At 52.3% G+C, this 15,473-nt stretch carries 10 protein-coding genes; 4 read left to right on the top strand and 6 right to left on the bottom strand.

The genetic code is table 11. The features are described 5' to 3' along the window. Window positions 1–20: 20 nt before the first annotated feature. Window positions 21–1,913 (top strand): ATP-binding cassette domain-containing protein, encoded by a 1,893-nt coding sequence (locus KXJ70_RS10885; RefSeq protein ID WP_219043528.1) that lies wholly within the window; start codon window positions 21–23, stop codon window positions 1,911–1,913. Window positions 1,914–1,957: 44 nt separating this feature from the next. Here the strand turns inward: KXJ70_RS10885 and KXJ70_RS10880 are convergent, their stop codons facing one another. After that, window positions 1,958–2,617: a glutathione S-transferase family protein gene (locus KXJ70_RS10880; protein WP_219043527.1), complete on the bottom strand. Its 660-nt coding sequence runs from the start codon at window positions 2,615–2,617 to the stop codon at window positions 1,958–1,960. Between the two features lie 195 nt (window positions 2,618–2,812). On the opposite strand from KXJ70_RS10880, the gene KXJ70_RS10875 reads away from it, so the two are divergent. After that, a complete protein-coding gene (locus tag KXJ70_RS10875; RefSeq protein WP_219043526.1) occupies window positions 2,813–3,430 on the top strand; it encodes a class I SAM-dependent methyltransferase in 618 nt (205 codons plus the stop codon). A 225-nt stretch (window positions 3,431–3,655) separates the two neighbouring features. On the opposite strand, the gene KXJ70_RS10870 is transcribed toward KXJ70_RS10875, so the two are convergent. Both KXJ70_RS10870 and KXJ70_RS10865 read right to left on the bottom strand, forming a co-directional pair. After that, entirely contained in the window at window positions 3,656–4,312 is a 657-nt protein-coding gene (locus KXJ70_RS10870; protein WP_369409772.1) for a 2OG-Fe(II) oxygenase, read from the bottom strand. A gap of 115 nt (window positions 4,313–4,427) precedes the next feature. Continuing rightward, the gene (locus KXJ70_RS10865) at window positions 4,428–5,321 is read right to left on the bottom strand and encodes a hypothetical protein (protein WP_219043525.1); all 894 of its coding nucleotides are present in this window, start codon (window positions 5,319–5,321) and stop codon (window positions 4,428–4,430) included. 96 nt (window positions 5,322–5,417) lie between these two features. Here KXJ70_RS10865 and argA point away from each other — a divergent pair, with 96 nt between their 5' ends. Together argA and KXJ70_RS10855 are read left to right on the top strand one after the other, a co-directional pair. After that, window positions 5,418–6,728 carry an amino-acid N-acetyltransferase gene (gene argA, locus KXJ70_RS10860; RefSeq protein WP_219043524.1) on the top strand — a complete coding sequence of 437 codons (1,311 nt, stop codon included), beginning with the start codon at window positions 5,418–5,420 and terminating at the stop codon, window positions 6,726–6,728. A gap of 1 nt (window position 6,729) precedes the next feature. Continuing rightward, entirely contained in the window at window positions 6,730–7,470 is a 741-nt protein-coding gene (locus KXJ70_RS10855) for a 16S rRNA (uracil(1498)-N(3))-methyltransferase (RefSeq protein ID WP_219043523.1), read from the top strand. A 30-nt stretch (window positions 7,471–7,500) separates the two neighbouring features. Here the strand turns inward: KXJ70_RS10855 and KXJ70_RS10850 are convergent, their stop codons facing one another. The 3 genes from KXJ70_RS10850 to KXJ70_RS10840 form a co-directional block, all read right to left on the bottom strand. After that, window positions 7,501–7,962: a chemotaxis protein CheW gene (locus KXJ70_RS10850; RefSeq protein WP_219043522.1), complete on the bottom strand. Its 462-nt coding sequence runs from the start codon at window positions 7,960–7,962 to the stop codon at window positions 7,501–7,503. Next, a complete protein-coding gene (locus tag KXJ70_RS10845; RefSeq protein ID WP_219043521.1) occupies window positions 7,959–13,322 on the bottom strand; it encodes an Hpt domain-containing protein in 5,364 nt (1,787 codons plus the stop codon). Before KXJ70_RS10845 ends, KXJ70_RS10850 begins: the two co-directional genes overlap by 4 nt. A 114-nt stretch (window positions 13,323–13,436) precedes the next feature. Continuing rightward, window positions 13,437–15,470: a methyl-accepting chemotaxis protein gene (locus KXJ70_RS10840; protein ID WP_219043520.1), complete on the bottom strand. Its 2,034-nt coding sequence runs from the start codon at window positions 15,468–15,470 to the stop codon at window positions 13,437–13,439. Between the last annotated feature and the right edge of the window lie 3 nt (window positions 15,471–15,473).

The following is a 15,473-nucleotide window of genomic DNA, read 5'->3' as shown; positions in this document are numbered from 1 at the left end:
CGCTATAATCGCGCCCCATCATGATTGAACTCCAGAACCTCAGTTTACAACGCGGCGGCAAAGCTTTGCTCGAATCGGTCGACCTTCGCGTTAATCCCGGTGAGCATATTGCCCTCGTTGGCGCTAACGGCACCGGTAAATCCAGCTTGTTCCAGCTCATGTGTGGCAAGCTTGTGCAAGACAGCGGCGAGCTTAACATTCCAGCGCAATGGCAAATCGCGCAAATGCGGCAGGAAGTTGATGCCAGCGATCGCTGCGCCATCGACTACGTTATCGATGGCCATCACCGTTTCCGCAATATTGAAGCACAAATAGCGAGCTGCAATGACGATCATCGCCTTGCCGAGTTACACGGCGAATTAGACCTGATCAATGCCTACCAAATTCGCAGCGACGCTGAGCGCTTACTCACCGGCCTGGGTTTCAAGCTAGCAGAGCTGGAACGCCCGGTTAACGACTTTTCCGGCGGCTGGCGCATTCGCTTAAATTTAGCACAGGCGCTGATGTGTCCATCAGATTTGATGTTGCTCGACGAGCCAACCAATCACTTGGACCTCGATGCCAGCCTCTGGCTTGAACAGTGGCTGCACCGCTACGAAGGGACTTTGTTTCTAATATCCCACGACCGCGACTTTATCGACGCATGTTGCGACCACGTAGTTCATTTAGAAAGACAGACCATGACCCGCTACCGCGGCAACTACACCGCCTTTGAGCGCCAGCGCAGCGAACGCCTCGCCCAGCAGCAACAAGCGTTTGAGAAACAACAGGTCGTTCGCGCCCACATGGAAGATTTTGTACGACGCTTCCGCGCCAAAGCCACCAAAGCCAAGCAGGCCCAAAGCCGCTTAAAAGCGCTGGAGCGGATGGCTGATATTGCACCGGCGCATATCGATTCGCCCTTTAACTTTCGCTTCTACGAACCCAAGCAATTCTCTGACCCCTTGCTTTCGCTGTCGCAGGCTACCTTGGGCTACAGCAGTCCAATACTGAATAAGCTGAATATCAGCATTCACCCAGGTACCCGACTTGGGCTGCTTGGCGCCAATGGCGCGGGCAAATCCACCTTAATGAAAACCCTTGCCGGTACTCTGCAGCCCATTCAGGGCGAGCGCCAGCAAGGTGAACACCTGCACATGGGCTATTTTCATCAGCATCAACTGGAGTCTTTAGACTTAAGCGCCAGCCCAATACTGCAATTGCAACGCCTGCGCCCAGATGCACGCGAACAGGAAATTCGTAATTTTATTGGCGGTTTTAATTTCCACGGCAAACATGCCGAGCAGAGCTGCGAGAATTTTTCCGGCGGTGAAAAGGCGCGCCTGGCCCTCGCCATTATTGTGTGGCAACGGCCTAATATGTTGCTGCTCGACGAGCCAACCAACCACCTCGACTTGGAAATGTGTCACGCACTGACCTCAGCGCTACAAAATTTTGAAGGCGCGGTAATTCTCGTCAGCCACGACCGCCACCTACTAAGAAACACCGTCGATGAGTTTCTGCTTGTCGATGCAGGGCAGGCACAACCCTTCGACGGCAGCCTTGAAGACTACCGCCACTGGCTACTTAACCGCGACAAAAGCGCGCCAACAAGCAATGAGGCAACTACCGACAACGACGCGCCACTGGTCGACAAAAAACAAGCGCGCCAACAGGCCGCCGCTCGCCGCGCCCAGCTGGCACCGCTGACATCAAAGCTTAAAAAGCTCGAACAAAGTATGCAAAAGTTCAGCGACCAACTGACTCAAATTGAAGAGCAGCTTGCGGACAGCAACTTATACAATGACAGCAATAAAGAAAAACTGAAGAAATTACTGGCAGAACAAGCCAGCTTGCGCGAACAAAATGACGAAACTGAAGAGCAGTGGCTGGCGATTCAAGAAGAGCTTGAGGCCTTGGAAACCGAACTGTAAAACGGGTAATTTGCGGGCGGCACTTTCGCCGCCCGCAAAGATGCTTATGCCTTGGCTTTGACCGCTTCCAAGAACGACGCCATACCTTCCTGCATTGCTTGATCCAATTGCTTGGATATATCTGAGGCAGCCATCATTTCATCCCATTCGCGAAGACCGGGGACGTCCGCTACCACATCCCACTTATAGATGGCGCCCGTCGCCAATTTGCAGGTCAACAAGCAATAGCGTAGCGCCACATCCGCCATCGTCATTGCTTCACCAAACATATACGGAGCGGGCTTTGCCAACAACGCCAGGGCCTGGCAACCCTTAGTGATTGTTTCGCGAACCTCTGCCTTAACGTCATCGCTCACCTTCTTACCGGCGAGAACTTCAGGGAATAAACGTCGGGCTGGCAACTCAAAATACAATTCTGCCATTTTCATTAACTCGCCCACCTTGGCACGCTGCCACTCATCGGCAGGTAACAGCGGGCGTGCAGGATAAGCCGCCTCAAGGTAACTAAGAATAACGCTGCTCTCCGCTAGGCAGCCGTGCTCTGTTTCAATGCTAGGGACCTTTCCCATGGGGCTTTTACTGTTATACGCGGGATCCATTCCGGGGAAAGTCAGCACTTCCTCAAACTCTACGCCCTTATAAAGCAAGACATGCTTTACCATATTGAAATAATTACTGACTGCAAACCCATACAATTTAAGCATCGCGTTCATCCCGTTAGGTATTATTCTGAATAGGCCAATAGTATACGCAGCATTGATTTCTCTACACCAGTATCAACATCATCCAATTTTCATACCGCCACCCTCGTGTGCGACTGAAAGCTGACAATTTGGTAAGTTGCCGCCACGGCATAAGTTGGCTACTGTTCCCGCTCAGATTTATACGGTACCAATACGATGACTATTACCCTGCCCGCCCACATTAATGACGTTAAGGGCTTTTTGGCCGACGACGAGGCACACGCCCTTTACGGGTACGCACTGTCCGTGGCAGAGCGGGGCCCAGTTCTAGAGGTAGGCAGCTACTGTGGCAAATCAACCATTTATTTGGGCTTGGCCTGTCAGCAAAAAAACAGCGTGGTGTATGCGGTCGATCACCATGTCGGTTCAGAAGAGCACCAGCTCGGCGAAATGTTTCACGACCCCGACCTGTATGATGCTGGCGAAGGACGCTTTGACACCTTCAAAGAATTTCGGCGCAATATCCGCCTAGCCGGATTAGACGACACCGTCGTTCCCATCGTGGCGACATCAGAAGTCAGCGCGCGACACTGGCACACACCACTTGCCATGGTCTTTATCGACGGTGGTCACAGCCTTGATGCCGCACTGTGCGACTACCGCTGCTGGGCGAGCAAAATCATCACCGGCGGCGTACTCGCTATTCACGACCTATTTCCCGCGCCAGAAGAAGGCGGCCAAGCACCCTATGCCATTTACAAAATGGCATTAGCGTCTGGGCTGTTTGAACCCATTGCGCGGGTGAATACGCTGGGTTTGTTGAGGCGGGTTTAGGGCGATTATGCCTAGGCATAATCGCCGTTAATTTGTTGTGGTATGCCGCCATACCCGACACCGATCGGGCATCCAGATGAGCACAGCGATTGTCTTTATTCGACATCCTATCTTGGGCTTATTGCTGTAGATATCTAGAAGCTTTGGTTTAGACCAACCGGGCGAAACCAAAGCTCACAAAGTACGTTAAACATAACAGACTACCAACTCTAGCATTTGGCCGAACTACTGCGGTGGATCAATACGCGCCCCAAGTGTGGCGTTTACCCGAAACCAACCCGCTATGCTGTAACGCAAGCGACTTGCGGTAGTCACTTCGTGGGGGAAGCGATCGCTTAGAAAGACCACCAAGGTGCCCATCAAGGGCGATATTTTTGCGATGGGCTCAACATCATCTTCAAACATCACTAGATGCCCGCCGTCAGTCAGGGCCCAGTTCGGGTTTAAATAGAATACGGTCGAGAGCACACGGTTTGTGCGGCCTTTGAAGGCATCTAAATGCTTTTTATAAAAAGCGCCGGGGACGTAGCGGGCAAAATGGCACTCGTAATCGAATAAGCCCATGAAGAGGCGACGATTCAATCCGGTGCGTAATTTTTCCATCCACCCCAGATAACTCGCCTCAACCTCATCGCTTGCTGCTAACCAGCGGATTTCGTCATTGCGGACAAAAGGGTTTAACTGGAACTCCCCTGCGCGACCAACGCCAGCGGGTTTAAATACCTCGTCTTCAAAACTGGCTATGCGAGTAAAAAGCGCGTCACTCATCGCAATAGGTAGGGCCGCCGGTATAACGACATAGCCTTTTTCGGTTAAAGCATCGGCGATTTGATCAAAAACTCGCTCTGTATCCAGCTCAGATAAGAGTACTTCAGCTTCCACTATGCAGCCCCCGAAAAAACTGCATATTTACTCTTAAGCGCGACGCTGTCACTAATTAATTTTTATTAAGAACGGCATTATTTAGCAGCGAATATACGTCTGCGAATCTCAACACTTATCGGAGGTGACGCAGGGTCATGACTAAATCCGGAATAAACTGCAAATAACTCCCGTACTGCCATAACTGCGCCGATACCGACGGCCGCATTTCGCATTCAACCTTATCTATTAATTTATGCAGACGGCGACGACCCTGTGCACGGCTCACACCCACTTCGATAACGGGAGCCAATACCGGTGTTGCCAAAAACATCACCGCGAAGCCTGCGATAGCGCCGCTAACCGCTACCCACGCCGGCACACCAAACCAGCCCGCCCACAGCGCCGCCCAGACACTTTGTTGACTCAAATACACCGTGCTTGCCGCCGACATACCAATCATCGACGCACTGCCAAAGGTAATTTTATCGCTGACACTCCGGCCTAATAGACCGACACCTAAGAACATCAACACATCTCGACTGCTGTCATGGTGCAAACCCATTTGCGCCACGGCAGCCTGCAAACGCTTGGCGGCGACGTCGCTATCGTAAGGCGCTAAGGCCTCGCGCAAGCGCTCAATATCACCCTGCTGATAATCTGGGTGAGCGCGCAGCTGCTCAAACAACAGCGCCTGCAAAGCAGGCAGATCTAGCACCTGCTCGGCCAATATATCGGCTATCGCCCGCTCTTTGCCGGTCAGTGCTCTATGCACTGTCTGACCTCGCCGCCCGAGGCTGCGCAGTAAACGCCATAGCGCGCGCGGAATATTCATTAAATCTGCGGGCACATCGGCTTTATTTTGCCAATGCCTGGAGGCAACGGCTGAGATGGAGCTGAAATAACGCGCGTGCACATCGTCTACCCTTGCGTGAGCGGCAGCGAAATGCGCGCTAATCGCCTGACGCAGTGCAGCCTGCCACTGCGCCTCGGCATCGCTGATTTCAGTTTCCGGCTGATCTGCGCTCACAAATCCCAACCCCGCATAATGCGCATAAAAATGGCTTGTAAGCCTATGACATTACACACAAAATGAGGGCTTAAACTCATAACATATACCGCTGCCATGTCAGAACATACCGATTACGTAAAATGGTTTCGCAACTCAGCACCTTATATTAATGCTCACCGTGGCAAAACATTTGTCATTATGTTTGGTGGCGAAGCCGTTGCGCACCCCAATTTTGCCAATATTGTGCATGATGTCGCCCTGCTAAACAGCCTAGGTGTAAAACTGGTTTTAGTTCACGGCGCGCGTCCGCAAATAGAAGAGCGGGTGCGCGACGCCGGTATCGAAAGTCGCTACCACAATGATCTGCGTATCACCGACGACATAGAGCTGCGCTGTGTTACCGATGCCGCAGGCTCCTTGCGCGCCCATATCGAGGCACTGCTGTCGATGGGTGTGGCGAACTCACCTATGCATGGCGCCTCTATCAGAGTGTGCTCAGGCAACTACGTCACCGCGCGCCCGATTGGCGTTGTGGATGGTATTGATTTGCGTCATACCGGCGTGGTCAGAAAAGTCGACGCCCAGGCTTTGCAGCAGCAGCTCAACCATCAGCACGTCGTGATGTTATCACCGCTGGGATATTCACCTACCGGTGAGATTTTCAACCTCACCGCTGAAGATGTAGCCGTGCACACCGCTGCAGCCTTAAAAGCCGACAAGCTCATATTGTTTACCGCCGATTCAGGTTTATTAGACAGCGACGGCGAATTAATTCGGCAGTGTGAATACCGCGATGTCGATAAAGAACTAGAGCAGCAAGAGCTATTGCGGCACGATAGCATTGTACAAGCAGTGGTCGATGCCGGCGATCTTGGTATCAACCGTTGCCATATGATTTCCTTCCAAAGCGATGGCGCCCTGCTGCAAGAGTTGTTTAGCCGCGACGGTGCCGGAACGCTAATCACCCAAGAGCACTATGAGCAGTTTATGACTGCCGATATCGATGATGTGGGTGGCTTACTCGCCATCATCGAGCCCTTAGAGGCAAAAGGCGTTTTGCTCAAACGGTCGCGGGAATTATTAGAAAACGAAATTGAGCATTTCAAAATACTCGTCCGCGACGGCATGGTCGTCGCGTGCGCCGCGCTTTACCCCTACCCCGAGCAACGCAGCGGCGAGATCGCCTGCGTAGCGACGCATCCAGATTATCGCGGTGCAGATCGCGCCGAGCGCTTATTGGAATTGCTGGAAAAAGAAGCGCGTAAAAAGGGCTTGGATTCGGTGTTTGTGCTTACCACACAAACCGCGCACTGGTTCCAGGAACAGGGCTATGTAGAATGCCAGATCGACGACTTACCACCGGCTAAAAAGCAACTCTATAATTTTCAGCGCAAGTCTAAAGCCTTTATAAAGACGCTAAATTAATATGCGCGTACCAAGAATATACGTGGAACAAGAGCTGGCCGTCGGCCAGCTTATTTCTCTGGACGAGCGCGCCGCACATTATGTTTCGCAGGTGCTGCGTATGCGAGCTGGGCGAGACTTAATTGTATTTAACGGTGACGGCGCGGCTTATCCGGCAACGATTATTGAAGCGGCAAAAAAATTGCTGCGCTGTCAACTTGGCGACGAAGTACTTAGCTCCGCACCGCCCTCACCGCTTTATATTGAACTCGCCATCGGCATATCCAAGGGCGACCGTTTTGACTGGGTAATTCAAAAAGCAACCGAGCTCGGCGTCAATAAAATTACGCCGCTATTTACCGAGCGCTGCGACGTAAAACTGAGCGGTGAACGACAAGAAAAAAAACAGCGCCACTGGCAGCAAATTATGATCAGTGCCTGCGAACAAAGTGGCCGCAACAACTTAGTCGAGATAGGTGATGCATGTCGCTTAGATACTTGGTGCGCAAGCTTAGGCGAGCAAATCAAATTAGTGCTGTGCCCAAGTTTAAACGCGCAGCTTAGCGTCGATGACGGCGGCGCGAATCACATCACCCTGCTAGTTGGCCCTGAAGGCGGACTGAGCGACGACGAAATCACGTACTCTATTAAACAAGGTTTCCAAGCACTGCAATTGGGACCGCGGGTGCTGCGCACCGAAACGGCCCCCATTGCCGCTATTAGTATTATTCAGCATCGCTGGGGTGATATGGGCTGGGTTTAAATGTGGGTACGGACTATAATTTTGAACTGCCTACAAAACGGCAAGAACTTCCTGCTCAAGCGCATCCCAGTTTGGAATCATAAGTTTTAAGTCTACCGCTCTAACTTGGCTGTGAAGCAGTGGATGTGGGTCGGTATCTAATGGCGTAATATCACTCTCACGCAACCGCACCAGGCGCGGCACGCCGCTCAAGACCACACCAAAATACGGCATTTTCTGCCGATCACTTAAACCGTTGAAGACCGCCATTTGCCGCAATACCAAACCCTCCGGTAAACGGCCATTTAACAATCCTTCAAAGCTAACGACGGGAATTTCCTGTTCGCGCCACGTCATATAGCCAAGCAGGAAGGGTGATGACACGGCTGAACTCAGCTGCCCAGCCAGGACGACTTCGGCCACGCTCGCGTTTGGAAGCAGCAATCCACCACTCACTAAAGGCAGGACAATATTTGCCGATACAGTAGACGGCTTTTCTAGCGTGGTATTCATGCATCCACCAAGTTCGACGTCACTTCATCAATCGCCTTAAGTAACTGTATTTCCTGATAAGGTTTACCAAGGAAGTTGTGCACACCTAAGGTAAGCGCGCGCTGACGATGCTTCTGTCCGGTACGTGAGCTAATCATAATAATGGGAATATCTTTCATCCGCGGATTACCGCGTATCCTGCTCGCGACCTCAAAGCCATCCATGCGCGGCATTTCAATATCGAGCAAAATGACATCTGGCAAGCGCTCACTGTCCTGCAGCTGATTAACCGCGTCTAAGCCGTCCCGCGCTAACGCAACTTCCATATGCTGGCGAACAAGCAACCTTGACGTTACTTTTCTTACCGTCACCGAATCGTCGACTACCATGACCAAGCGCGTATTCTTCCGTGAAATGCTAGGCTGTGGCTGTCGCTGATTACCCGCGAGGCGACGGGCAACATCAGCGCGAATACTAGCTAACATATCTAAAATAACGACCACACTACCGTCGCCCAGCACGGTGGCTCCCGACAAACCCGGCACCGCCGCAAACTGTGGTCCAAGGGTTTTTACCACGACCTCGCGAGACCCCAGCAGCGAGTCAACTTGAATCGCCGTTGGCGGCTCGGCATTGCGGATCAATAATACTGGCCGCGACTCCACCTGGCCCTCAAGGTGAGGGACACGACTCGCGTCGAGCAAATTACCCATATAACGCAAATTATATTGCTGATTAGCGTATTCAAAATCCGGGCCGCCCTCTTGATAATACACATCAAGCTCATAGGGACTGACCCGCACAATACCTTCAATATTATTAAGCGGTACGGCAAATACTTCACCGCCCACACTAACCATCAAGGCGCGGTTTACCGACACGGTGAAAGGCAAGCGGATTTCAAAGCGCGAGCCGCGACCCACTTCGGTGCTAATCTCTATTGCACCACCCAACTGCTTTATCTCGCTGCGCACCACGTCCATACCAACGCCGCGACCAGAAATTTGAGTTACATTTTTTGCGGTACTGAAGCCCGCGTGGAAAATGTATTCAAGCAATTGTCTATCACTGAGCTCTGCATCATCCGAAATTAAGCCCAAGTCTTCGGCGCGACGACGTACCGCCTGCAAGTTTATCCCGCCACCATCGTCGCTGATGACAATCACGACATCACCACCTTGGCGATCAAAGCGCATATTAATTTCACCCACCGCAGGCTTGCCCGCCGCCGCGCGAATGTCAGGTGATTCAATGCCGTGATCTAATGCATTGCGAAGCATATGCTCCAGCGCAGGAATGATCCGTTCCAACACTCGGCGGTCCATCTCGCCATCGGCATTGTAAACGTTAAATTCAACCTGCTTATCCAGCTCAGTAGCAATCTGTCTAATACCGCGTCGCAGGCGCGGCACCATGCGCGAGAAATTAACCAGCTGCGAGCGCATTAAGCCTTCCTGCAGCTCGGTATTTACACGCGACTGCTGAACCAACAGGGTCTCCATGTCACGGCTCTTTTCCAACAGAGTCGCTCGCAAGTCGACAAGGTCTGATGCCGATTCAAGTAGTGAGCGCGACAACTGCTGCAGTTGCGAGTAGCGGTCAAACTCCAGCGGATCGAAACCGTCCGCACCCTCACTTTCAACCTGCTCCTGGCGGAAAATAATTTGCGCTTCGGTCTCAATATCCATGCGCCGCACCTGTCCCTGCAGGCGCTCAACCGTCATTTCCATTTCTTCCAGGGAGAAATGAATTTCGTTCACCTGCTCCTCAACACGACCGCGGGCAATTGAGGTTTCACCCGCCAAATTGATCAGTCGTTCAAGCAGTGGCGACGGTACCTTTATCATTTCTTGAGGAGTCGCGCGGGCCATAGAGGATGCCAGTGAACTAACATCGCCAACATCGCCACCTTTTGGCGTCAATACTGGCAGCGGCGCTTGCTCCTCATGAGCAATTGCCACCTCCGTTGATACGCTTTCAATATGCTCCGGCGTCGCAGGACCTTCCGGGATGCTTTCGGCAAAGTCGTCTATCGGCGCCACAGCCGTAGGGTCATCTATTGCCGCAATACAATTTACTAACTGATCTTGATACTGCTGTACTTGATTGAAAAACTCTTCACTGCCGATATTGCGCTGTGCTATCGCTATTGAAATCGCCGTTTCAAAGTTGTGACTCAAGTCGCCGACCGCAGGCAAGCCAGATAAACGCGCACCGCCTTTCAGGGTATGCAAATAGCGCTGAATATTATCAAGATGAATCACCTCATCCCGCGCACCAGACCAATGGTGAATAGACTCATCGAGGCTTTCTAAAAGATCCGCCGCTTCTTCTAGAAATATTTCTAATATCTCTAGATCAATATCATCCTCTTCAGGCTCTGGCGTCGGCGCCACGACAACGTCATCGGCCGACTCTTCACTAACAGGTTCAGCAAGTTCTAGTTCAACAATATCGCTGCCGTCAATAACTGCTGAGCTGTCAGTGGCAAACGCCGAACCGCTAAGATCGACATTGCGAATGCGATCAATTAAATCGCTATTTTCCGCCACGGTCTGTTCCGCAGCCAACTGATTCAAATAGTCCATCAGCTGTTCTAAGGCTTCATTTACCAGCAAAACAAACTGCACGGGTATGGGATCTTCAGCATGACTAAGTAAAACCTGTAATGCCTGCCCCAATTCAGCAACTGGCTCGCAATTAATATCTTCAGCGCGCTGGGCAAACACGCCCATCGTTTGCGCGTAGTCCACTAGCGTCGCCGCAGCGATGCTCTCCTGCTCATCAAGAATATCGAGCAAGCCCTGAACACTTTCGCTATGGTTAGCTAAAAACGCGTCGAGAGCGCCAGCTGACACTTCACCGTGCTCACTGCGATCAGCGGCAAACTCCGCTTCGTGAATAAGCTGCACAGAAAGAGCGTTGATAGAGGACAGCAAGGTTTTTGGCGTATGCAGTGATGAAACCGGCGTATCAGCCAGCTGTGTCACCATGAGGCGCACCTGACGCACCACATCAGAAATCAGCGCGACTAAGCTCTCGCCCGCCGCGACCCGCATTGAACGAAGTTCTTTTACCAAGCCCTCCAATGGCGTAATGATGTTGGCAACGGGCCACACCTCTGCCATTTTTGATGAGCCTTTTAGGGTGTGCAAGGCGCGCTGCACCTCATCGGTGAGCTGCGCGGGATAGCTATCGACCCCCTCAACATACGCTTCCAACACCCGTAAATGCGTGTCAGCCTCGCCCATAAAGATACCGGTTAAGCCGTCTTCGTCAGTGGCAGAGCTAGAGTTAGACTGGGGAATTTGCTCCTGCGCCAAGGCATCCGCGAAGGTCATTAAGCCGTCTACGGATGATGCCGGCAGCTCACGACCCTGAGCTAAAGCCGCAATCAGATCAGGAAGTAGAGCAGTGACGTTTTCAACCAATTGCAGTCGTGCGTCATCCATTACGAAATGACTATCAACCACCTTGTTTAACATGGCCTCAACCGACCAGGCCAACTCGCCCACTTGAGTCGCGCCGACCATTCGACCGCTGCCTTTGAGCGTGTGGAATGCGCGGCGGACCACTGCTAGGTAATCGTCGGAATCCAAGCGCTCATGCCAAATCGGTAAAGTGTCCTTCAGCAGCGTCAAAACTTCCTGCGCCTCTTCAAGGAAGACATCGGCAATATCTGGGTCTAGGTCAATGCGTTTACCAGCAGCGTCTCCAGATTCGCGCTCATCGCCACCAGCACCCGGCCAATGCAATATATTTTTATCGCTTACCCCTCCGCCGCTAATTGGGTAACCCAAGCGCGCTACGCAGGCCTCCGCCCCCGCTAGCAGAGCGTCATCGTCATACTGACGGCCATTACTGCTGCGCTCGAGGTAATAGTCTACCGAGGTCAGAGCGTCAGCTAAGGCATCTAAGCTTTGCCAATCTGGCACCAGCTGTTGGGCGATAATATTGCTGGCAAGATATTCGGCGCAATTCTCTAATATTAGTGCCGGCGCAGCGAATCCCACCGAGCTCAACTGGCCCGCCAAATCCCGTAACTGATCAGGCACTTGTTGCAAATGCTCACTCTGCCACTGCTCAGACACATAGGCGATAATCGCCTCTTGGGCATCAAACAATACCGAACGGCTTTGCGAGATCACCTTGCCAAAAGAAGCCGCGGCGTCTGCCTCACTCTCTTGCTCTGTGGCTAGCAGGGCAGAATCTGGGTTCGCCGCCAGTCGCTCAGCCAAACGTTGCAATGAGGTTGCCACCGCCTGCATTTGTTGACCGGCCAGCCCGCGCTCAACCTGTTCGATAATCGCTTTTAATGGATACAGTGACTCGACCCATCCGAGCACTGCCAGGGTATCGGCGACGCCTTTGCATCTGCTATACAGTAGTTCATTGTCCGTCACCGCACTGGCGGCCTGCATCAGCTCTGCAACGACCGCCTGTCGCGCGCGCTCTATAAAGTGCTCACTGTTAGCCGCCGACGCAGCACTGCCGTCAAACACACCAGTCAGACCATGCTTTTCACGCTCACTTTCAATATATCGCGACGAGGCGGGACTGCTGGCAATATAGAACAGAATATCTTTTAGCAGCGGCAGCGACACGGCGCGTTGCGCGGCCGCATAGCCATCGCTAGCAAGGACTTTTAACTCCCGTCCTAAGCGACTTAATACATGTCGAACGGCGACATGGTTTGCAATTGACTCATTAAGCAAACCTTCGATTAACGCCAGGGCAGATAACCACAATACTTGCTGTGGGTGTCCACTACACAGTTTGGCAGCGCGCCCCGACACTTTGCCGAGATAGACCAAATTTTGCTTATCGCCATCGCCGCGCGCATAAGCTTGCAATGCGATTTGATACATTTTTAGCAATTTGCCAGCAAGCTCGTTAAAGGTCTGCGCTGACAAATTCGACTCATCGTCCGAGGGCCCGGGATTCAAATCTAATTGCGGATTAAACAGCAGCAACGACGACAAGAGAGGCTGATCATTAGCGGCGCGCAACTCGTTAAATATCATTATTAACGAAGCGGGTAAGGCGCTTTTACTGTCTTTTACTCGCCGTAAATACGCCGGCAATTCATCTGCGCTAGTTTGCACCGCCTCAAGGACACCGCGCTGATGAGTCTCGGTGCATAAACCACCACTTACGGCGGCGACGCTACGCTCCATTTCATCAACTAACAGTGCGGCACCGCTAAACTCAATCATGCGCAAGCTGCCCTGCACCTGATGCATAAGCATGCTGGCGCGATCTAACGATGCGCTGTGGCCATTTTGGATGTAATCATCAATTAGCGGCACACATTGGGCTAAGGCGTCGGCAATCTCTCCGGCGACCCAATCTAGCGCAATATAGTCTCGACGATCAGTCATGTCCTTGGACTCTAGCTTCCCATACCATCGCGATATCCACAGCATTACCAGCCGAGCCGGCAACGACGCTATATCTATAACTGTTACGTGTCACAAACACGACGGCAGCGGCAATCAGAATTGTCGCTCCGGCAGCGTGAAGCCGGCCACCGAGCTACGCAAGTCATTGGTCATTTCCGCCAGCGCACCAATCGATCTAGCCGTCTCAGTAGAGCCCGCCGATGTTTGCGAGGTAATTTGCTGAATGACCTGCATCGTTGACGATATTTGCCCGGCAGAGACAGCCTGGTCAGCAGCGGCGCTAGAGATGTTTTGGATCAGCTCCGCCAGTTCCTGTGATACCGTTTCGATTTCGGTCAGGGCCGTACCCGCGTCCTGTGCAAGCCGCGCTCCTCGCACCACCTCAGACGTGGTTTGCTCCATCGAGATAACAGCTTCATTGGTATCTGACTGGATGGTTTTTACTAGCGCTTCGATCTGTTTGGTTGCACCCGACGAACGCTCTGCGAGCCGCTGAACCTCGTCCGCAACAACCGCGAAACCTCGACCGGCGTCACCCGCCATCGATGCCTGAATCGCCGCGTTCAATGCCAAAATGTTGGTTTGGTCAGCAATATCGTTAATCAAAGAAACGATGTCGCCAATTTCCTGTGAAGACTCACCCAGACGTTTAATACGCTTGGAGGTCTCTTGAATCTGCTCGCGAATATTGTCCATGCCTTTGATGGTGTTCTGCACCACTTCGGCGCCGGTGTTTGCGATCGCCACCGAGCGCTCTGCAACCGCCGCTGACTCGCGGGCGTTTGACGATACCCGATCGATGGTTTGCGCCATTTCGGAAATAGCCGCCGACGCGCCCGCGATCTCTTTGGCCTGACTTTCCGATGCCTGAGCCAGCGTTAACGCTGTGGACTGGGAGCTCTGCGCAGCAGACGATACGTCTACCGCCGTTTCGTTAATCTGCGATACCAGCACCCGCAACTGGTCAATGGTGTAGTTGATAGAGTCGGCGATGGCGCCGGTGAAATCTTCTGTTACCGTGGCAGAGGTCGTAAGGTCACCATCTGCAAGATCGGCTAGTTCGTCGAGGAGACGCAGGATTGCCGTTTGGTTTCTTTCATTGGCGTCGGCTGTTTCACGCAGGCGCATGCGGGTATTGCGCATCGATTGCCACGCCAGCACTCCCAGGCCAATTAATATCACGCCAACAAAGATCAGCGCGCTCGCTAAAGACAGTGGCCGCTTTTCAGACAATTTGCCAATTGCCGACGACAAATTACTTGTCACTTGGGTAAGTTCTGGCACCTTGGCAGCAATCAAAATAGCCGCTTCAGAGGATTTTAAAAGCTCGGGAGAAACCTCGAAAATACTTTCCATTGAACCGCTTAACTGCTGGAAAGACATGGCGATCTCAGCCAGTATTTGTGGTGCTCGGCCCTGAGTTACGCGGTCAACGCCAATAGCACTGTTGCCTTTAAGCATGGCATTTAAGACCGTCGCAAACTCGCTGGCATCAATTGTAAATTGCTCTGCGGCCTGGGTTGCGGCTTCACCGCCGCCAATCATACGGTCGACATGACGACCAATTCGCTCCGCCAACCAAGACTGTCGCTGTGCAATAGCCGCCTGTTTAGCCGATGCGCCGCTTTTCAATAAGATATCGACAACTTTATTATTGTTGTCCTGCAGCTGGGGAAGCTGCTGATTCAAGGTTTCGGCAACTTGATATAAAAAGATAATGCGCTCTTTATTACTCGTAATGGTGTCTGAGGCACTGTTAACCTGCGCCCAAAGCACGTTCAAACGATCGATATCCGTACCGAGCATGGCAGCTGGCGACGGCAGACCTTTGCTGCCATCCACTAACTTGCTGCGCGCCTGTTCAAAATTTCGCTGTGCGCGTGCTAGTGCGTCAAAGCTTTCTTGATCACCCAGCGCTGCCTCCCTTGAGGTATTCGCTATTTGCTGAGCATACAAACGCATTTCACTGGTCAGCTCTAAGTAGCTCTGATCATAATCCGCGTCTCGCAGAATAATGAAGGTATTTAGTCCGACACCAATAAAGCCCGCCAGAATAACTATAACGAGTACACTCACCACTCGACTGGTTCGCAGTCGTGCTAGAGCGCCTTGATTACCTGCTTTCATTTC

Source organism: Zhongshania aquimaris (genome assembly GCF_019312595.1).
Classification (GTDB): domain Bacteria; phylum Pseudomonadota; class Gammaproteobacteria; order Pseudomonadales; family Spongiibacteraceae; genus Spongiibacter; species Spongiibacter aquimaris.
This window is presented reverse-complemented; position numbering and strand designations above follow the sequence as displayed.